This window comes from Centipeda sp. (in: firmicutes), from assembly GCF_057271695.1.
Map to the genome: position 1 here is coordinate 1 of NZ_DBHIVL010000010.1, position 19150 is coordinate 19150.

Below are 19150 nucleotides of genomic sequence, written 5' to 3' on the forward strand. Positions count from 1 at the left end.
GTGCGGGCAAAAAAGATGCGTCAAGATGGCGTGGCTGAATTTATCAGTGCTTCCTCAATTCTGTGCATCCGCCAGCTTTAATATGGACAGCACCGGAGAATCCTCCGGTGCTGCTTTTTTTTGATGCTGCTCAACAATTGCCGCCTCACGGATATCTCCGATCTCACGCAGTGCCGCTGCTCCGATATAGGGATGGGCAATATGGACATAGAGTGCCATCCCTATGCGTCCACACACATCATGGGAATCCTTGCACCGTAGGAAATAAGGGGATGCAAAAGGAAAAAACCGATCTGCAAGAACGGCGAATACCTTGCCCCAGATATCTGCCATCCCTTTGATACGACCGATATCGTGAAGCAATGCGCATCGTATCAGCAGGATATACACATCTGAATCCGAATATCCTTGCTGAAGATAGATTCTTTTTGCCGTAAGAGCGACGCGAAAGGCATGGTACTGATCCGCTTCGTGCATTGCGTAGAACAGTTTTTGCTCTGCTGCACTCAAATAGGATTTGATGAACGTATGTCCTTCCGCATCCAAGCGACCGAACAATGCCCGCAGGAACTGCCTTACACGCTGTTTCATTCAAAATACTCAAGCTGCTCACATCCGCGCTCCACACACGAAGATTCCGCTTCCTCATAGGACTGCGAGCGAAGACCGAGCTCTACGGTATTGCCTGCATGACGCAATTCAGATGCCCGCTGAATCGCGCTGCCGATGGATGATTCCCCATACCCAACATAGAAATTCTTGGATGGAGACGGTACGCGCCCCCCCTGGCGTTCAAGCGTCAATAAAAGCCGCTCGATCCCGAGTGCAAATCCCGTTGCCGGCATGGGATGTCCATACTCTGTCAAAAGGCGGTCGTATCGTCCGCCTCCGCAGAGAGGGAATCCCAACCCGGGTGCGTATCCCTCAAAAACCATCCCCGTATAATAGTTGAAATCGCGAATGATGCCCAAATCAAAACGGACGTAGTCCGAGAATCCGTAGGATTTCAAAATTCGATATATCTCTTCTAAATTGTCAATGGCAGAGTGACTTTGCTCACTGCGCGGGAAGTCATAAAGTTTTTGCAGGAGATCCTCTTTCCCGTTCAGAAGAGGAAGCTGTTTGATCGCCAGCTTATCCTGTTCAGAGAGCGGCAATGCATCAACGATTCGATCCATGAGCACAATATCGTGACATTCGATTGCAGACTTCAGCGCCTTTCTTTGCACATCCTCAATCTCAAAATAGGACAAGACAGCATCGAGAAAGGCAATCTGCCCCATATGGATCTGAAAGTCCTTGATTCCGGACTTCAAAATTGCTTCGATTGCAAGCGCGATAATTTCTGCATCCGAAGCAGGGCTGTCACTCCCCATCAGTTCGACTCCTGCCTGATGAAATTCGCACTGTCGCCCCATCTGGGTCTGCTCCATACGGAACACATTGCCAATATAGGATAACTTCAACGGTCTTGGATCATCCTTCAGACGGCTGCTGACAAGGCGTGCAATCGGTGTCGTCATTTCGTTGCGAAGCGCAAGAAGCTTATTTTTGTTGCCGAGCAACATGAAAAGAGAGTTCTCATCCTGCATTCGTGGAGCAAGCGTTTCCAAGTGTTCAATCGTCGGTGTCACAACCTCATGATATCCCCAGCATAGGAACAAGGAGGACAACATATTCTCCATATGGCGCATTGCCGCCGCATCTGCAGGAAGAAGATCGCGCGTGCCATATGGTGTCTCTAAAATCAATTGTTCAGAATTCATCGCTCTTCTCCTTATGAATATCCGTCGTAGAAATGCCTTTTTCCAGCACGAGGGTGTATCCATCCGCACCGTAGTTCAGACAGCGTTTGACACGGCTAATGGTCGCAGTGCTGGCACCGGTATGTGCAACGATATCGTCGTAAGTCTTTCCCTCGTGCAGCATACGGGCAACGTCCAGACGCTGTGTCATGGCACGAAGCTCTCCTATCGTACAGATGTCTTCAAAGAATTGATAGCATTCCTCCATTGTATCCAATGAAAGGATTGCACGACACAGCTGATCGGTCAGATCATCTCTCAATTTTTCATTTACCATATGCAGATTCCTCTCATGAGTGCCCCATCTTGCCTTGCTATTCGTTCACAGTATAGCACAGAATAAGATGCCCGAAAAGTTCAGTCGCATGCTCTTTCAAGGCAGAAAATGGAGTGTAATGTTTTCCTCATGCCCTGTAATTCGATCATGCGGCACAGATATGCGAACAATTTTTTTGTCTTCAGGCTCCGTGTCAGAATCTGTAATTTCTTCAACGGTAGCCTCAGCAGGCCGACCGCTCAGTTGATATCGGACAATCTGCCCCGGATAGATCCTATTCATATCCTCTACAGAAATCTCGGCTTCAATCCAGCAGCTCTCCACAAGATCGAGTGTGAGAATCGAAGCTCCACTGTCGATAAGGTCCCCTTTTTTTACGTGGATCTTCGAAACCACACTTTCTCGCACAGCAAAGAGCCCTGTTGTCCCCGCATGATCGCGCGCTTTTGCTAGGGTCTCCTCCGCCTTTTTCAGCTGCTCCTCTGCTGCCTTGAGTGCCACGGCATTCGGTACGGCCATTTGTCCACTTCCCATCGTCAGCGCGTTCTTTTCCTGCTCATATGCCGCAGCCGCCTCATTCCTTTTGGCTGCACTGACTGCCCCCATCTCATAGAGTTCGTTCATACGCTCCATACGCATTCGTGCGGCATCCAGCCCTTCGGAGGATGCGCGGGGATTCTGAGATACCGCAACTGCGCCGTATCGAATCTGTTCGACATTCCTTTGTGCAAGCTCGACATTCTTTTGCAATCGGGTGAGCTCTTCATCCGAAAACACACTCTGTACCGTGACAAGGAGCACCCCTGCTGTTACATGGTCGCCCTCCGCAATATGGAGCTCTTGAACGATGGACGTATTCGCCGCCTGCAACTCACTTTGTTCATAGACGAGGTGCGCATTGGACAACGTGAACTCATTCGATCCGCCTCGTTGATGCAGCAGGATAAACGACGCACAGAAGACGATAAGCAGCAGAACGATAAGGAATAGGTACACTCGCTTTTTTAGCAGCTCGGTGATGTCATTTTCCATGAAACCCCTTCTAAAAAATATGGCTGTCAACCAGTGACAGCCATAGACCAATTCCTTTATTCGGCTGAGACCTGCTGACGGATCACAGCAATCGCCTCTTCAAATGCCTGCGGGAGTTTTTCTGGATTCTTGCCGCCCGCCTGTGCCATATCGGGACGTCCGCCGCCCCCGCCGCCGACCGCTTTTGCAGCAGCCTTAATGATATTGCCCGCATGAGCCCCACGTTTTACAGCATCCTTATCCGCCTTGACGACAAGGCTGACCTTATCGTCAATAACAGCTCCAAGGACGACAATGCCTGTCTCAAGTTTCTCACACGTCAAATCTGCAATGTTACGAAGTTCATCCATCGCGTCCACATTGGCTTTCCCAAGGACTACATGGAAGTTCCCAATCTCTTGAACCCCCATAAGCAGTTTCTGTGCATCTGCCTTATCACGGAATTCAGCAAAACTGCGCAGCTGTTCCTGCATGCTCTTGCGCTCACTCATAAACTTATCAACCTGAGCACAAAGTTCCTCGGGTCTCGCCTTCAGTTTATGCGAAAGTTCCTGAACAGTCCTTGCCATCTCTGCCGCATATGCACATGCAGCACGCCCGGTAATCGCCTCTATGCGGCGCACCCCCGCAGCGACACCCGACTCACTGACAATCTTGAACAGGCCAAGCTGCCCTGTATTTGTCACATGAGAACCGCCGCAAAGCTCAATACTGAAGTCCGCAACACGAACCACACGAACGATATCGCCGTACTTCTCTCCAAAGAGTGCCATAGCCCCCAGTGCCTTCGCCTCATCAATCGGCATCATGGAGATATGAAGATCGGTTGACCGCAGAATCTCCTCGTTGACCAGCTCCTCAACATCGCGCAGCTGCTGCTCGCTCACAGGCTCAAAATTCGTGAAGTCAAAACGCAGTCGTTCCGGTGTGACAAGAGAGCCCGCTTGCTGAACATGATCGCCGACAACGCGCTGAAGAGCTGCGTGCAGGAGATGCGTCGCCGTGTGGTTACGAGCGGACGAGAGTTTTTTCTTCGTATCAAGTCCAATCTCTACGGTGTCGCCACACTGTATCTGCCCCTCTTCGACATAGGCAAGGTGATAGACCGTTCCATCAGGAAGTCTCTTCGTATTGCTGACGGAGAGGTATCCCAGTTCACTGCGAAGGACACCTTCATCGCCGACCTGTCCGCCGCCTTCTGCATGAAACGGCGTCGTGCTCAGGATAATGCCGGCACTCTCACCATCGTGCAGCGAATCAACAAGTTCACCCTCACGCCAGATCGCAACAACTACAGCACTCGTGGCCGTGGCATCCTCTGTAAGGCTTCCGGTATCGATGCTCGAGAGATCCGGAACAGCAACCGCCTGATTTTCTCCGCGTGCACTGCGTGCCCGTGTGCGCTGCTTCTCCATCTCACAGTGAAAGCCCTCATCATCCAAGGTGATTCCATGTTCGTGAAGAATCTCCTCGGTGAGTTCCCGTGGAAATCCATAGGTATCATAGAGCTTGAAACCAACCTCACCGTGCAGAACCGTCTCATGCGCATCCTTCAAACGGGTGATTTCTTCATTCAAAAGCTCAATCCCCTGCGCCAGCGTAGAGGCAAACCGATCCTCTTCCACTCGAATTACGCGTTTGATATAATCCTGTTTTGTCAGGAGTTCGCTGAAATCCTTTGCATCACGGAAAATCTCAACGACTGCATCTACAGTGCCGTCAAGGAATGGCTTTGTGATCCCAAGCATACGTCCGTGACGAATCGCACGGCGCAGTGTACGGCGCAGAACATAGCCGCGCCCCTCGTTCGACGGCAGAATGCCATCCATAATCATGATAGCAACAGAGCGCGCATGGTCTGCAATGACTTTGAGCGAAATATCCTTTTTCGGATCTGCTCCATAGGGCACGTCTGCAATTTTAGACGTATATTCGATGATCGGATAGAGGAGATCCGTCTCAAAGTTCGTTCTCTTGTTCTGAACGACCGAGGCAAGCCGCTCTAAGCCACAGCCCGTATCAATGTTCTTGTGTGCAAGGAGGTTGTACTCCCCCTCCTCTGTACGATCATACTGCGTAAACACGAGATTCCAGATCTCGAGGAAGCGGTCACAGTCACAGCCAACCCCACAGGTTGGTTCACCACAGCCACGCTCCTCGCCGAGATCGATATAGATCTCAGAATCCGGTCCGCAGGGACCAGAACCGATCTCCCAGAAATTGTCCTCCAAGGCGACGATATGTTCCGGCAGCACATCCGTCTCTGAGAGCCAGATGGAGCGCGCCTCATCATCCTCTGGATAGATGGAAACCCAGAGTTTATCTTTTGGAAGTTCAATAACCTCTGTCAGGAATTCCCATGCCCACGGAATTGCCTCCTTCTTGAAGTAATCACCGAAGGAAAAGTTTCCAAGCATCTCAAAAAACGTCTGATGACGTGCGGTACGTCCGACATTCTCAATATCTCCTGTACGAACAGAACGCTGGCAGGTTGTAATACGAGGGAGTGGAGGTTTCACCTTACCAGTAAAAAAAGGCTTCAGGGGTGCCATACCAGCCCCAATCAAAAGAAGTGTAGGGTCGTTTTCCGGCACAAGGGAGTAACTAGGCAAGCGAAGGTGTCCTTTTTTTTCTGCAAAGTACTGCAAATATGCTTCACGCAGTTCATTTCCGGTCATGTACTTCAACGTAATCGCCCTCCTAAAATCATGTTCATCAAGAACTTGAGTGTGCGTAAGTATAGCATAAAATCAAGAAAAAATATAGAAATCCAAGCATCAGAAACCAGTATACATGATACGCTGCCCCACATCACATGAGACTTTTTACCAGTTCTTTTGCCTGTTCTGATGTCATAAGAATTTCCCGCGGCTTATTGCCGCCGGCACTGGGACCGATGATCCGCAGTTCCTCCATTGTATCGACCAGACGTGCCGCTCTCGTATAGCCAACACCGAGCCTGCGCTGAATATTGGATGAAGATGCTTGACCCGTAGACATGACGAGTTCTATCGCATTGGGAAGAAGTTCATCATACCGTACAGAAACCTCGTCTGCGTCTGCACTTTCGTCTTCCGCCGCCTCACTCTCCATAAAATCGATCAGTTCCTCATTCTCGCTGATCTCCTGTCCCTGTGCGCGAATGAAGTCCAACAGCATTTCGACTTCTTCATCGCTGATGAATGCGCCCTGCACGCGAATCGGCTTAGGTGCGCCCTGCGGAGAGAAAAGCATATCTCCCTTTCCAAGAAGAGTCTCTGCCCCGCCGCGGTCCAAGATTGTGCGCGAATCTACCTGAGACGAAACCGCAAACGAAATGCGCGACGGAAGATTTGCCTTGATAATCCCTGTGATGACATTGACCGATGGACGCTGCGTTGCAAGTATCATGTGAATGCCCGCTGCACGTGCTTTTTGCAGGATACGGCAAATGGCATCCTCCACGTCCTTTGGCGATACCATCATCAGATCCGCCAACTCGTCAATGACAATGACGATAAGCGGGAGCTTTTCCTCCGCATAACGACGGTTGAAGGACTTGATATCGCGAACACCGTGATTTGCGAAGATCGAATAGCGTTTTTCCATCTCCTGTACCGCCCAATTCAGGACAGAGGACGCTTTTTTCGGATCGGTCACAACGGGAACCATGAGATGTGGAATCCCATTATAATTTGAGAGTTCCACCATCTTCGGATCGATCAGGATGAGCTTTACTTCATCGGGGGTTGCCTTAAACAGGATGCTCGAAATCAAGGTGTTGATGCAGACGGATTTTCCCGAGCCTGTTGCCCCTGCAACCAAGAGATGCGGCATTTTTCCGATATCGGCAAAAATGGCTTGTCCGCTGATGTCCATACCAAGACCAACCGTAAGTTTAGATGATGCCTCCTGAAACTGTGGATTCTCCAAAACCTCACGAAGCTGAACGCTTTCCAGTGTGCGATTTGGGATCTCAATGCCGATGGCCGCCTTGCCCGGAACCGGCTCAATACGAACCGAGGAGGTAGCAAGCTGGAGTGCAATGTCCTCGGCAAGATTTGTGATCTTGCTGACCTTAACCCCGGGTGCAGGTTCAAGGTCATATCGTGTTACTGCAGGACCATGACAGAAACTGACAACCTTTGCATTCACATGAAAGCTCTCAAGGGTATGCTGTAAAACCTGTGCATTTTCCTTGATTTCCTGTGCCAGCGTATCATTCTCTTTCTTGATGTGTTTGGAAAGAATATGCGTGACTTTGGGAAGTTCATAAGGGCGCTCCCCCGTCTCATCAGCGATGACAGTGGCTGGAGGTGTGGGAAGCGGGGAATTTGGTGGAACAACCACGTCTTCCGAAGAAATGGCGGAAACATCCGCATACTCCGCAGTCTCATCGGCATCCTCTTCCTCCTGTGACACACTCTCATCCATGTTGACAGGAGGCGACTCCACAGGCATAACAGGCGCATCATCCTGTGTTTCAATTTCCCGTTCATAGTCAAAGAGAAATGGCGTGGGATCTTCCTGCTCTTCCTCTATAGGAATTGACTCTGCGGTCGTAACAAGCGCATCATGCACGTGCACAGGCTCTGCTTCATGTACCTCATTTTCTTCATGGGGAACGGATTGTGCTTCCGGTTCAAGCGATGGTGTTTCCATGCTCTCTTCCACGGCCGGATGGTCAGGTTCTTTGTGTTCCTCTGCAAACATGGGATCGTTTGCCTGATTATACGGAACGGCGGACAGCGTATCATGGACAATCGCCGATGTTTTCGTTTCGATTTTCTCTGCCGCCACGCTCACCTTTTCGCGCGTCGTTTGGAGGGCTGCCCCCGCTGCATTTGCCCCTTTTTTTGCCTGTTCTTTCGTTTTCATATAGCCGGAGGCAAGCGACCATGTCGTAGCCAAAAGAACCGATCCGACAATGATGGTACTCAGCAAAATAATTGCACCATCCACACCAAAGCAGGTGCGAAGCAGGAAGAGAACCCCACCGCCAATCAATCCCCCGCCATCTGCAAGATTCTGCGGGAGAATCTCCTCGTCAACAGGAACAACAACGTGATGCCATACGGCAAGAAGTGAAATGAACAAGCCGATGACACCAAAGAATTTTTTTGTATAGAGCAGCCCGCGATGATGTATGATGTACTGCAGGCTTATGAGGGCGATGATCAAAAGAGCGAATGGTGCACCCCAACCAAAGAGATAGCGAAAGAAGTCCGCGAAAAAGAATCCGACAAAACCAACATTCAGTCCGAGAATCCCAACCCCTGAAATCAGAGCAAACGCAAGAAGGATAAGACCAATGAGTTCATATTTCCGTCCTGATCCGTTCGGCGCCGTACTCCTCCGTTTGGTGGAAACAGACCGCGACGTTCGTCGGCCAGAACTTTTCTTGCCCAACAACAATCCCTCCATATCACATTATGCCCCCGCCCTAGGAGGGCGGAGGCATAGCAAATGAAATCACCTTTGTCTACGGTACATCAGTATACTATTTTGTCAGGCGATCTGCAACTTTTTGTGCTTCAAACAGGATGCGCTCTTCATCCAAAGTCGTGAGTGCACCATTCTCCATGAGGAGTTTTCCATCCACCATCACTGTGTCAACGGACGAGGATTTTGCAGAATATGCGAGGAGTGACACGGGATTGTGGCACGGCGTCCATGCCGCCCCGTGCATGGAGAAAAGTACGATATCCGCCTTATCCCCCGCCTGCAGACGACCAACATCGTAGAGGGAAAGTGCCTGTGCACCGTACTCCGTCCCCATCTTGACCGCAGTGAGCGCAGGAACGGCAAGCGGATCAAGCGTATGCACCTTGTGCATCAGAGCTGTTAACTGTACTTCGTCCAGCATATCCAGATTATTGTTGCTGGATGCCCCATCTGTACCGAGCGCAACACAGATGCCCTCTTCCAACAAACGAGGTACGGGGGCTGTTCCGCTGGCGAGCTTCATATTGCTGCCGGGATTATGTGCAACACGGATTCGGTACTTCTTGATGATATCGATATCCTCATCATCCAGATGCACACAGTGCGCCGCAAGCGTTCCGTTCTCAAACATACCTGTCGAAGCGACATGGGCAAACGGCCGCTTGCCATATTCCTTGAGACAGTTCTCGATCTCACCCACGGTCTCCGACATATGGATATGAACCTCAGCACCAAGTGCCTGTGCCTTAGCAGCAATCTTTTTCAGGTAGTCCGGCGGACAGGTATAGAGAGCGTGGGGGCCAAACATAACGGTAATGCGCCCCTGTGCCGCTCCATGATAGTTCTCATAGAGTGCAGCATTCTCCTCCAGCTTCTTGTCACTGTCGGGCGCAACACCGATAAGACCACGTGAGAGCACACCGCGCAGACCTGAGACCTCAACGACCTCGGCAACGCGCTCCATATCTGGTCCGTACATATCGGCAAACGCCGTCGTACCACTGCGGATCATTTCGACTGCCGCAAGCATTGCACCCCAGTAGATATCATCTGAACGCAGCTTTGCTTCGATTGGCCAAATCATCTGCTCCAGCCAATCCATCAGCTTCATATCGTCCGCATAGCTGCGCAGGAGCGTCATGGACGCGTGTGTATGCGCATTGACAAATCCGGGAATTGCAAAATGCTGTGTCCCATCAATAACCTTATCCGCTTGGAAGCTCTCTGGAACGTCTCCCACGGCCGCAATCCGATCATCGGTAACGGCAATGTTGGCAACCGGAGTTGTCCCGTCAGGCAAAAGCACAGTGGCATTTTTGATCAGTGTATTCAATACAGTCTCTCCTATGCCAGTCCAAGGTATTCTTTTTGATCCGCGCTGAGTTCATCGATGGTGACACCAAGAGAATTCAACTTGATATTTGCGATCTCAACGTTGATCTCATCCGGCATCAGATGAACGCCCTTCTTCATTTCTTTTCCATGCCGCACCAGATGAAGAGCAGAGAAGAACTGTACACCAAAGGAGAGATCCATGATCTCTGCAGGATGCCCATCTCCCGCTGCGAGGTTGACCAGTCGCCCCTCTGCCAAGAGATAGAGTCGGCGCCCATCCGGTTGGACGAACTCCCTGATATTCTCGCGTACGACTTTATTGGATGCCGAGCCCTCGGTCAGCTCCGGAATGTTGATCTCAACATCGAAGTGTCCGGAGTTCGCCATCATAGCTCCGTCCTTCATCACGTCGAAGTGACGCTTGCAGAGGATGTCCTTATTGCCCGTAAGCGTCAGGAAAATATCACCCACCTTTGCCGCCTCGTCCATCGGCATGACATAGAAACCGTCAAAGACCGCCTCAATCGCCTTGATGGGATCGACTTCCGTGATGATGACATTTGCGCCGAGTCCGCGTGCACGCATCGCTCCGCCCTTGCCGCACCATCCATATCCTGCGATAACGACCGTCTTCCCCGCTATGACGAGGTTCGTCGTGCGCATGATGCCGTCCCATGTGGACTGCCCCGTCCCATAGCGGTTGTCAAAGAGATACTTGCAGTATGCGTCATTTGCCGCAATCATCGGGAACTCAAGCTTGCCCTGACGTTCCAACGCCTTTAGGCGATGCACGCCCGTCGTCGTCTCCTCCGAGCCACCAATGAGTCCGGGGAGAAGATCACGCCGCGTCGTATGGAGCATATCGACCAGATCGCCGCCGTCATCAATGACGATGTCCGGCTTGATATCGAGTGCCTTATTGAGGAATACGGAATACTCTTCCTCCGTGCAGCCATGCCATGCAAAGACGTGAATGCCCTCCTCGACAAGCGCAGCTGCAACATCGTCCTGCGTGGACAGCGGATTGCTGCCCGTAACGGCAACCTCTGCGCCGGCATGCTTGAAGATCGTCGCCATATAGGCGGTCTTGGCTTCAAGATGCAGGGTAATGACCATCTTGATGCCGGCAAACGGCTTCGTGACCGAATACTCCTTATCGGCTGCCGCCATTACCGGCATAAACCGCTTCACCCAATCAATCTTTGCGTGACCGGACGGTGCGAGTGCAATATCCCGAATCATCGACTCCATCATACGTCCCCCTTCAATTTTCAATTCCTTTTCGTGCAGAAACACCCCGCTCGTAATAGTGGCGCACTTCCCGCATTTCCGTAATCAAATCGGCGCGGTCAAGCAGCCATTCAGGCGCATTTCTGCCGGTACATACAAGTTCTGTTTCAGCAGGCAGGACTTGTAGAAGCTGCTCCGTCTGCTGCCTCTGCAAGAGCTCAAAAGACAGAGCAATATTAACCTCATCCAAGATGACGACATCTGCCTCGTGCCTGGCAATGACATCTATCACTCGATGGAAACCGGCGGTAAGCAAGGAAACGTAATCGGCAGGCGGATGCCCTTTTGGAAAGATAACGACATCATCGCCAAGCTGTTCCCGCGCTTTTTCATCCATCATTCCCTCTTCTGCAATAAAGAAGGGTTTTCCGCTGGTTTCGAGTGTCATATTGGGCAGTTCACGCAAGACGTCCTGCTCGCTATACGCAAGGCTCTTCATAAACTGCATCATGAAGACATGTCGTCCTGCCCCGAGAGCACGTATGGCAAGACCAATTGCCGCTGTTGTCTTTCCCTTGCCGTTTCCGGTGTAGACCTGAATCATCAGAGAAGAGCCTTGTGGCTGACGTTGATACGCCCCTTATCGTCAATCTCAATGACCTTGACCTCAAGCTGGTCGCCGATCTTGACAACATCCTCGACACTTTCCACGCGGTGTTTTGCGAGCTGTGAGATGTGGCAAAGCCCTTCCTTGCCGGGCAGAAGTTCAACGAAGGCACCGAACTTCAGGAAACGTGTAACACGCCCCGTATAGACCTCTCCCACCTCGACCTCGCGCACAATGTCTTCGATCATCTTGCGGGCGCGATCCATCGCATCCATATTCGGAGATGTGATGAAAATATTTCCATCCTCGTGAATATCGACATCCACACCGGTTTCATCAATGATCTTACGGACAACCTTGCCGCCCGTTCCAATGACATCGCGAATCTTATCAATGTCAATGGTAATGACTTCCACACGCGGTGCATAGGGGGAGAGCTCTGCTGCCGGCTTGTCAATGCACGCAAGCATTTTCTCAAGGATGAACGCACGTCCCTGCTTTGCTTGAGCCAAAGCGGATGCGAGAATATCTCGCGTGATTCCAGCAATCTTGATGTCCATCTGAATTGCCGTAATCCCCTTGGTCGTTCCGGCGACCTTAAAGTCCATATCGCCGAGCGCATCCTCCATCCCCTGAATATCCGTCAGGATGGAATAGTCATCGCCATCGCGCACGAGTCCCATTGCAACGCCGGACACAGGCCGCTTGATCGGAACGCCAGCACACATAAGCGACAGCGTGCTCCCGCAGACGCTCCCCATAGAGCTCGAGCCGTTCGATTCGAGGATCTCCGAGACGAGACGGATCGTATAGGGGAAGTCCTCGATCGATGGAATCATCGGAAAGAGAGCACGCTCCGCGAGTGCTCCGTGCCCGATCTCACGCCGTCCGGGGCTTCGCATGGGACGCGCCTCACCAACGCTGTACCCTGGGAAGTTATAGTGATGCAGATAGTGCTTCGTTGTCTCAGGGCCCAGACCGTCAATGATCTGCTCATCTCCAATGGAGCCAAGCGTCGTGACGGTAAGCACCTGCGTCTGTCCTCTGGTGAAGAGCCCCGAGCCGTGCGTACGCGGCAGGATGCCGACCTCGCAGCTGACAGGGCGCACCTCGTCCAGCGCACGTCCGTCCGGACGGATCTTCTCGTGCGTAATCATATGACGGACAATGCCCTTTTCGATCTTGTAGAGGATCTGCGAGATTTCCTTTGCCGCTTCCGGATACTCCTCAATGAAATGCTCGACCGTCTCCGCCTTAATCGCTGCGATATCAGCATCACGCATGAGCTTGTCACTGTTGCGCGTTGCGGCATCAAGACGCTCCTGTGCATATGCACGTACCTTGGACTCCAGTTCCTCGGAAACAGCGAAAATTGCAGGAACGATCTTTTCTTTTCCACAGGAACTCCGAATATCGTTCTGAAACTCGACAAGGCGACGAATCTCAGCATGACCGAAGAGGATCGCGTCGAGAACGACTTCTTCGGAAAGTTCATTAGCGCCTGCTTCTACCATCATCACGGCATCATGAGAGCCGGCTACAGTGAGATTTAGCTCCGAAACAGCACGCTGCTCCTCCGTCGGGTTGATGACAAACGCGCCATCAACATAGCCGACGCGAACGCCCGCAATCGGTCCCATGAAAGGAATGTCCGATACCGTCAGCGCACAGGAAGCACCGATCATCGCGGCAATTTCCGGAGGATTGTCCTGTTCCACGCACAAGACTGTCGCAACAATCTGGACATCGTTCCGAAAGCCATCGGGAAAAAGAGGACGAATGGGGCGATCGATGAGACGCGCACAGAGGACGGCATCGTTACTCGGACGCCCCTCACGCTTGATAAAGCCGCCGGGAATCTTTCCTGCCGCATACATCTTCTCTTCATAGTCCACCGTCAGCGGGAAGAAATCGACTCCCTCGCGCGGTGCACTCGAAGCAGTTGCCGTCACCAAGACAACGGTGTCGCCATAGCGAACCAAGACAGCACCGTTCGCCTGCTTTGCCATCTTTCCCTGTTCTATGGTAAGTTTTCGTCCGCCCAGATCAATCTCAAAGCATTGCATACAAATCCTCCTAGATTCGTTTCTTAAATCGTTCCATATAACAAAAGCATTCGACAAAATATCATAGAATCCTTGTCCCGATAGCAAAAAAGCGGGGAAGCCCCCGCTCTTACTCTTTGTCCTGAAATATTACTTACGCAGGTTGAGCTTCGTAATGATCGAGCGATAGCGCTCAATATCCGTCTGATACAGATAGCTCAGAAGGCGACGGCGATGACCAACCATCTTCAAAAGCCCACGGCGTGAGTGATGATCTTTTTTGTGTTCCTTCAGATGTTCCGTCAGGTACTGGATGCGTGCCGTTAGAACAGCAATCTGCACCTCGGGGGATCCTGTATCTCCCTCATGTACAGCATGTTCCTTGATGATTTCCTGTTTCTTTTCCTGGGTGAGCATATTAAATCCTCCTCATAATTTTTCACCACTGACCAAGAAAACGTCGGATTAGTCGTTATCTGAGTCACGGTTCTGTTAGCGTTCATCATATTACCATAGAAACATTTTCTTGTAAATGAAAAGTTTTTGTGAGTACATACACGGCTGTTTCCTTATCCACTGAAATCTGCCGAATCAAGTCATCGATCGAAGAAAAACGCTGTTCATTTCGTATTTTTTTGTAAAATGAAATCATGAGTTCTTCCCCGTAAAGATCTCCTGAAAACTCCATGATATGAACTTCCAGCCGTCGGTCGCATCCATCAAAGGTAGGATTGTTTCCGATGTTTGCTGCCGCACGATAAAGATGCCCCTGATAGAGAACCGTTACGGCATAGACACCATTCGGCAGATGCTCAAATTCTTCGCGCAGTGCCAGATTCGCTGTCGGAAAGCCAAGCCTGCGGCCGCGTTCCTGTCCGTGAATCACCGTCCCATTGATGGTAAACGGATAGCCGAGATATTCATTGACTTTGGATAACTCCCCGTTTGCAATGAGGGCACGAATCCGTGTACTGCTTACCGGTGCGCCGTCACGCATGACCGATTGGCATACAAGCACCTGAAAACCGTATTTCTCAGCACTGTCCTGCAACAATTTCGGTGTCCCGTGTCCCCCTCTGCCAAAGGTATAATTCTCCCCCACAACAACGTATTTCGGCGAAAAATGCCGCTGCAAAAGTCCGATAAAATCCACTGCGCCCGTCTCAGCAAAATCAGCCGTAAAAGGGATTTCTACCAAGGCGTTCACACCGAGATTCTTCAGAACGCAAAAGCGTATGGCGTCGCTTGCAATGCGGTGCGGTACGGCATTCGGAGCAATGATGGAACGCGGGTGGTTGGAAAATGAAAAAACAAGCGCAGCCCCATTGATCTCCTGCGCCTTTGCAACTGCCGTCCGTATGATTTCCTGATGACCGATATGGATGCCATCAAACATACCAAGTGCAATTACAATATTTGAATATTTTGATGAAAAATCAGCAAGCTCTTTATATTTTTCCATGGGGAAAAAGCATTCTCCTCATATGTATATCTCGTAATTCCTCAAAGCTCTCCGATAACGCGCAGCTCCGGAAAAAGTTCTACCGTGTGTTTCGCATAAACCCGTTTCTGCACGGCGGCGATCAGTCGCTGAACGTCATCTGCCGTCGCATTGCCAATGTTGATGATGAACCCCGCATGTTTCTGCGAAACCTGTGCACCGCCGACGGTAAGCCCCTTTAGCCCCGTCTGATCGATCAGTGTTCCGGCAAAATATCCCGGAGGACGCTTGAATGTGCTTCCTGCACTCGGATATGCCAGGGGCTGCTTGCTTTCACGTCGCTGGTTCAGATCCTCCATACGCGTCAAGATCTGTGCACGGTCATCTTCGCGTAAATGCAGACGTGTTTCGCAAATCGCCTCATCGCAGCACTGAAAGATGCTGTGACGATAGCCGAAATCAAGCTCCTCGGCAGAATACGTCCGAACCTCCCCCCTTGGGGAAACGGTCGTTACCGAAACGACGACAGACTTCATCTCATCATCATAAGCCCCTGCATTCATAAAGATTGCACCGCCGATGCTCCCCGGAATTCCACAGGCAAATTCGAGCCCCGCAAGACCATTCTCCTGCGCATATGCAGCAACATCCCTCAGCAGAGCCCCCGCACCAACGACGAGATCCGTATCCTCACGCGATATGGATGCCATCTTACGGCTGAATCGTATCACAAGACCGCGAATACCGCCATCGCGCACCAATATATTCGACCCGTTGCCGAGCCATGTGATCGGCTCACCATATTCCCTTGCAAGACCGATGATCTTCTGTACTTCTTCCGTATTTCGCGGATAAAAGAGCAGATCGGCAGGGCCACCGATCCGAAAGGTCGTGTGAAAACGAAGGGGCGCATCCGTAAAGAGACGCGATGAATCGAATTCCTGATAACAGACACGAACGAATTCCTTGTTCATATTTTATGCGATCCCCCACATCCTGTTCCGGCAAGACTTAACTCAACAAAAGCGTTTTGACGCAGAGCCTCGTATGTAACAACAGCAACAGCATTGGACAAATTCAAAGAACGTGCCCCCGCATGCATCGGAATACGAATCGTGTGTGCCTCATTGGCAGCCAGCAACGATTCCGGCAGACCCGCCGTCTCCTTGCCAAAGACGAGAAACACGTCCGATGTATAGGCAATGTCGGAGTAGATCTGTGCTGCTTTCGTCGTACAGAAATAAAATGGATGCCCCTCATACTTCGTTTGAACCTCGTCAAAGCTGTCGTGATAATGCACCTTGACAAGATGCCAATAGTCCAGTCCCGCACGTTTCAAATGCTTGTCATCCGTCGAGAATCCAAGCGGCCGCACGAGATGAAGCTCGATGCCCGTTCCGGCACAGAGCCGTGCAATGTTCCCCGTATTCCCCGGAATCTCCGGCTCGACCAGGACAATGTGCATATGGTATGAGCCTCCACTCTCTTTCAAAAATAATGCACCGTCATTATAGCGAATTACACATATAAAAACAACCCACAGGCATAGAAACTCCCGTGGGTTGGAATCATTCACCGCAAAACAGCACCTGCATTTGCAGATGTCGTCAGCTTCGCATAGCGGGCAAGATAGCCCGTTTTGATCTTAGGTTCGGGCTGTACCCAGTTTGCGCGACGCTTTGCAAGTTCTTCGTCACTGATTTCGAGTTCCAGTTTACGATTCGGAATATCAATCGTAATCATATCACCGTCTTCGATCAGTGCAATCGGCCCGCCCGACATCGCCTCCGGTGATACATGACCAACACAAGCCCCCTGACTTGCGCCGCTAAACCGTCCGTCTGTAATCAGACCGACCTTCAGCCCCATGCCCGTAATGACCGCTGTCGGGTTTAGCATCTCCTGCATTCCGGGACCGCCCTTTGGTCCTTCGTAGCGGATGACAACAACATCACCATCGTGTATCTTCCCCTCAATGATGGCATTGACGCCCTCCTCTTCGGAGTTAAAGCAGCGTGCCGTTCCACGATAGGTGAGCATATCGTCCGCAACCGCCGATGCCTTGACAACCGCGCAATCGGGTGCGAGGTTGCCGCGCAGAATTGCAAGACCGCCCTCGGGACGATAGGGGTTCTCGACACTGTGAATCACCGTGGGATCAAGGATCTCAGCATGGGCAATGCGCTCACGCACCGTCCCCGTAACCGTCAGCGCATCCATATGCAACAGATTCTTCTTCGAGAGTTCCTTCATAACGGCAGAGATCCCGCCCGCCTCGTTCAGATCCTGCATATGATGTGTTCCCGCAGGGCTCAGCTTCGTAATATACGGCGTACGTCTGCTGATCTCATCGAAGAGCGGCGGCGGGAGCTCGATCCCTACCTCGTGCGCGATCGCAGTGAGGTGCAGTACCGTGTTCGATGAGCCGCCAATGCCCATATCGACCGTAATCGCATTCTCGAAGGCTTCAAGCGTCATAATATCACGCGGACAGATATTTTTCTCAACGAGATCGAGGATGACTGCCCCCGCCTGTTTTGCAAGCAAGCGACGCTCACCCGTATAGGGTGCGGGAATCGTGCCGTTGCCGGGAAGCCCCATGCCGAGCACTTCGGTCAGGGAGTTCATCGTATTCGCTGTGAACAGTCCGGAACAGGAACCGCAGCTCGGGCAGGCGTGTTCCTCAATCGCCGTCATTTCATGCGCGTCCATCTTACCTGCAGCAAACATCCCCGCAGCCTCGAACGCCTGACTGACACTGATGTCGCGTCCGCGGTGGCGTCCTGCAAGCATGGGACCTCCACTGACGAGGATCGCCGGGATATTGAGACGTGCCGCTGCCATGAGCATCCCCGGCACAACCTTATCGCAGTTCGGAATAAGGACAAGGCCGTCAAATCCCGATGCCATCGCAACGGCTTCGATTGAGTCCGCAATCAGCTCACGACTCGCGAGGGAGTATTTCATCCCCGTATGCCCCATGGCAATACCATCACAGACACCGATCGACGGAAATTCAATCGGTGTTCCACCTGCGGCTGCCACGCCGAGTTTTACTGCTTCCGCAATCGTATTCAGATGAAAGTGCCCCGGAATGATCTCGTTGAACGAGTTGCAGACACCAATCAGAGGCTTTCTGAGATCATCTGAACCATATCCATTGGCATGAAAAAGTGAGCGATGCGCACATCGTGTCGCTCCCTTTTTGACAACATCACTTCTCATATAAAGCTCTCCTCTACTATCATTTATGGATGATACACATATCCATAAACAAATCATGATTTACAAAGATATGACAGAGATTTTAACGCATTCCATGTTTTTTTTCAATAGCTTGGCAAAATAGAGTTTTGGCATACACATGGGGAATATGTTATAATCTGATTGTTTCTTAAAACTCAATTCCCTTTTGCGCTTTGATCCCCTGCTGAAAGGGATGCTTGACAAGACGCATTTCGGTGACGAGATCCGCACGGTCGATGAGTTCCTGCGCCGCATTTCGCCCCGTAAAGATCAGATGTGTTTTCTCGGGACGTACGGAAAGCAGCTGCTCCAAGTCGTCCAATGAGATGAATCCAAAGGAATAGGCATAGTTAAATTCATCGAGGATGATCATATCCCACGCATTGCTCTGAAGCTCAGCCATGGCGGTCTGAAGAAGCTCTGCGGCGGCACACCGATGCGCTTCCTCTGCGCCGCTGCCTCTCTGTGAGAATCCGAGACCGCCCTGCCGAATTTCAATGTAATTATGGACGGACGCGAGCGTCTTGATGGATTCGAGTTCTCCATACTTCCAGCTGCCCTTGATGAATTGGAGAATGAGCACGCGCAGATGATTCCCCCATGCGCGCATTGCCATCCCGAGAGCCGCCGTTGTTTTTCCCTTTCCGTCACCGGTATGAACAATGACGAGGCCTTTGTTTTCCATAGGAATCCCTCAACTTTCTGAAT

Annotated in this window: 16 protein-coding genes; all 16 read right to left on the reverse strand. The window is 51.3% G+C overall.

Annotation, left to right across the window (positions count from 1 at the left end):
- Positions 1-54: 54 nt before the first annotated feature.
- The 16 genes from ACO6BQ_RS02915 to cobO all read right to left on the reverse strand — a co-directional run bounded on the left by ACO6BQ_RS02915 (position 55) and on the right by cobO (position 19127).
- Entirely contained in the window at positions 55-591 is a 537-nt protein-coding gene (locus ACO6BQ_RS02915) for a phosphohydrolase (protein WP_489119433.1), read from the reverse strand.
- A complete protein-coding gene (gene hisZ, locus ACO6BQ_RS02920; protein ID WP_489119434.1) occupies positions 588-1766 on the reverse strand; it encodes an ATP phosphoribosyltransferase regulatory subunit in 1179 nt (392 codons plus the stop codon). Before hisZ ends, ACO6BQ_RS02915 begins: the two co-directional genes overlap by 4 nt.
- Positions 1756-2082, reverse strand: a complete 327-nt coding sequence (locus tag ACO6BQ_RS02925) for a YerC/YecD family TrpR-related protein (RefSeq protein WP_489119435.1) — start codon at positions 2080-2082, stop codon at positions 1756-1758. The genes hisZ and ACO6BQ_RS02925 overlap by 11 nt, the downstream gene beginning before the upstream one ends.
- 96 nt (positions 2083-2178) lie before the next feature.
- Positions 2179-3114 (reverse strand): HlyD family secretion protein, encoded by a 936-nt coding sequence (locus ACO6BQ_RS02930; protein WP_489119436.1) that lies wholly within the window; start codon positions 3112-3114, stop codon positions 2179-2181.
- A 56-nt stretch (positions 3115-3170) separates the two neighbouring features.
- Positions 3171-5792 (reverse strand): alanine--tRNA ligase, encoded by a 2622-nt coding sequence (gene alaS, locus ACO6BQ_RS02935; protein WP_489119463.1) that lies wholly within the window; start codon positions 5790-5792, stop codon positions 3171-3173.
- 133 nt (positions 5793-5925) lie between these two features.
- Positions 5926-8517 carry a DNA translocase FtsK gene (locus tag ACO6BQ_RS02940; protein ID WP_489119437.1) on the reverse strand — a complete coding sequence of 864 codons (2592 nt, stop codon included), beginning with the start codon at positions 8515-8517 and terminating at the stop codon, positions 5926-5928.
- Positions 8518-8593: 76 nt separating this feature from the next.
- Positions 8594-9871: an amidohydrolase gene (locus ACO6BQ_RS02945; RefSeq protein ID WP_489119438.1), complete on the reverse strand. Its 1278-nt coding sequence runs from the start codon at positions 9869-9871 to the stop codon at positions 8594-8596.
- Between the two features lie 11 nt (positions 9872-9882).
- The gene (locus ACO6BQ_RS02950) at positions 9883-11124 is read right to left on the reverse strand and encodes an adenosylhomocysteinase (protein WP_489119464.1); all 1242 of its coding nucleotides are present in this window, start codon (positions 11122-11124) and stop codon (positions 9883-9885) included.
- Positions 11125-11137: 13 nt separating this feature from the next.
- Entirely contained in the window at positions 11138-11707 is a 570-nt protein-coding gene (locus ACO6BQ_RS02955) for a cob(I)yrinic acid a,c-diamide adenosyltransferase (RefSeq protein WP_489119439.1), read from the reverse strand.
- Positions 11707-13776, reverse strand: coding sequence for a polyribonucleotide nucleotidyltransferase (locus tag ACO6BQ_RS02960; RefSeq protein ID WP_489119440.1), 2070 nt, complete (start codon positions 13774-13776; stop codon positions 11707-11709). Before ACO6BQ_RS02960 ends, ACO6BQ_RS02955 begins: the two co-directional genes overlap by 1 nt.
- Positions 13777-13905: 129 nt before the next feature.
- Complete coding sequence (gene rpsO / locus ACO6BQ_RS02965) at positions 13906-14172, reverse strand: 30S ribosomal protein S15 (RefSeq protein WP_006306336.1); 267 nt, start codon at positions 14170-14172, stop codon at positions 13906-13908.
- A gap of 85 nt (positions 14173-14257) precedes the next feature.
- A complete protein-coding gene (locus ACO6BQ_RS02970) occupies positions 14258-15217 on the reverse strand; it encodes a bifunctional riboflavin kinase/FAD synthetase (protein WP_489119441.1) in 960 nt (319 codons plus the stop codon).
- A gap of 41 nt (positions 15218-15258) precedes the next feature.
- Positions 15259-16170, reverse strand: coding sequence for a UDP-N-acetylmuramate dehydrogenase (murB, locus tag ACO6BQ_RS02975; protein ID WP_489119442.1), 912 nt, complete (start codon positions 16168-16170; stop codon positions 15259-15261).
- Positions 16167-16661 carry a tRNA (uridine(34)/cytosine(34)/5-carboxymethylaminomethyluridine(34)-2'-O)-methyltransferase TrmL gene (trmL, locus tag ACO6BQ_RS02980; protein WP_489119443.1) on the reverse strand — a complete coding sequence of 165 codons (495 nt, stop codon included), beginning with the start codon at positions 16659-16661 and terminating at the stop codon, positions 16167-16169. Before trmL ends, murB begins: the two co-directional genes overlap by 4 nt.
- A gap of 107 nt (positions 16662-16768) precedes the next feature.
- The gene (gene ilvD / locus ACO6BQ_RS02985; protein WP_489119444.1) at positions 16769-18421 is read right to left on the reverse strand and encodes a dihydroxy-acid dehydratase; all 1653 of its coding nucleotides are present in this window, start codon (positions 18419-18421) and stop codon (positions 16769-16771) included.
- A 169-nt stretch (positions 18422-18590) separates the two neighbouring features.
- A complete protein-coding gene (cobO, locus tag ACO6BQ_RS02990; protein ID WP_489119445.1) occupies positions 18591-19127 on the reverse strand; it encodes a cob(I)yrinic acid a,c-diamide adenosyltransferase in 537 nt (178 codons plus the stop codon).
- Positions 19128-19150: the final 23 nt, after the last annotated feature.

What these genes read in the sequence shown, in the direction of transcription:
- ACO6BQ_RS02915 (WP_489119433.1), bottom strand. Translation starts at nt 591, where the DNA reads ATGAAACAGCGTGTAAGGCAGTTCCTGCGGGCATTGTTCGGTCGCTTG.
- murB (WP_489119442.1), bottom strand. Translation starts at nt 16,170, where the DNA reads ATGAACAAGGAATTCGTTCGTGTCTGTTATCAGGAATTCGATTCATCG.
- trmL (WP_489119443.1), bottom strand. Translation starts at nt 16,661, where the DNA reads ATGCACATTGTCCTGGTCGAGCCGGAGATTCCGGGGAATACGGGGAAC.
- ACO6BQ_RS02930 (WP_489119436.1), bottom strand. Translation starts at nt 3,114, where the DNA reads ATGGAAAATGACATCACCGAGCTGCTAAAAAAGCGAGTGTACCTATTC.
- ACO6BQ_RS02960 (WP_489119440.1), bottom strand. Translation starts at nt 13,776, where the DNA reads ATGCAATGCTTTGAGATTGATCTGGGCGGACGAAAACTTACCATAGAA.
- cobO (WP_489119445.1), bottom strand. Translation starts at nt 19,127, where the DNA reads ATGGAAAACAAAGGCCTCGTCATTGTTCATACCGGTGACGGAAAGGGA.
- ACO6BQ_RS02950 (WP_489119464.1), bottom strand. Translation starts at nt 11,124, where the DNA reads ATGGAGTCGATGATTCGGGATATTGCACTCGCACCGTCCGGTCACGCA.
- ilvD (WP_489119444.1), bottom strand. Translation starts at nt 18,421, where the DNA reads ATGAGAAGTGATGTTGTCAAAAAGGGAGCGACACGATGTGCGCATCGC.
- rpsO (WP_006306336.1), bottom strand. Translation starts at nt 14,172, where the DNA reads ATGCTCACCCAGGAAAAGAAACAGGAAATCATCAAGGAACATGCTGTA.
- alaS (WP_489119463.1), bottom strand. Translation starts at nt 5,792, where the DNA reads ATGACCGGAAATGAACTGCGTGAAGCATATTTGCAGTACTTTGCAGAA.
- ACO6BQ_RS02940 (WP_489119437.1), bottom strand. Translation starts at nt 8,517, where the DNA reads ATGGAGGGATTGTTGTTGGGCAAGAAAAGTTCTGGCCGACGAACGTCG.
- ACO6BQ_RS02925 (WP_489119435.1), bottom strand. Translation starts at nt 2,082, where the DNA reads ATGGTAAATGAAAAATTGAGAGATGATCTGACCGATCAGCTGTGTCGT.
- hisZ (WP_489119434.1), bottom strand. Translation starts at nt 1,766, where the DNA reads ATGAATTCTGAACAATTGATTTTAGAGACACCATATGGCACGCGCGAT.
- ACO6BQ_RS02955 (WP_489119439.1), bottom strand. Translation starts at nt 11,707, where the DNA reads ATGATTCAGGTCTACACCGGAAACGGCAAGGGAAAGACAACAGCGGCA.
- ACO6BQ_RS02970 (WP_489119441.1), bottom strand. Translation starts at nt 15,217, where the DNA reads ATGGAAAAATATAAAGAGCTTGCTGATTTTTCATCAAAATATTCAAAT.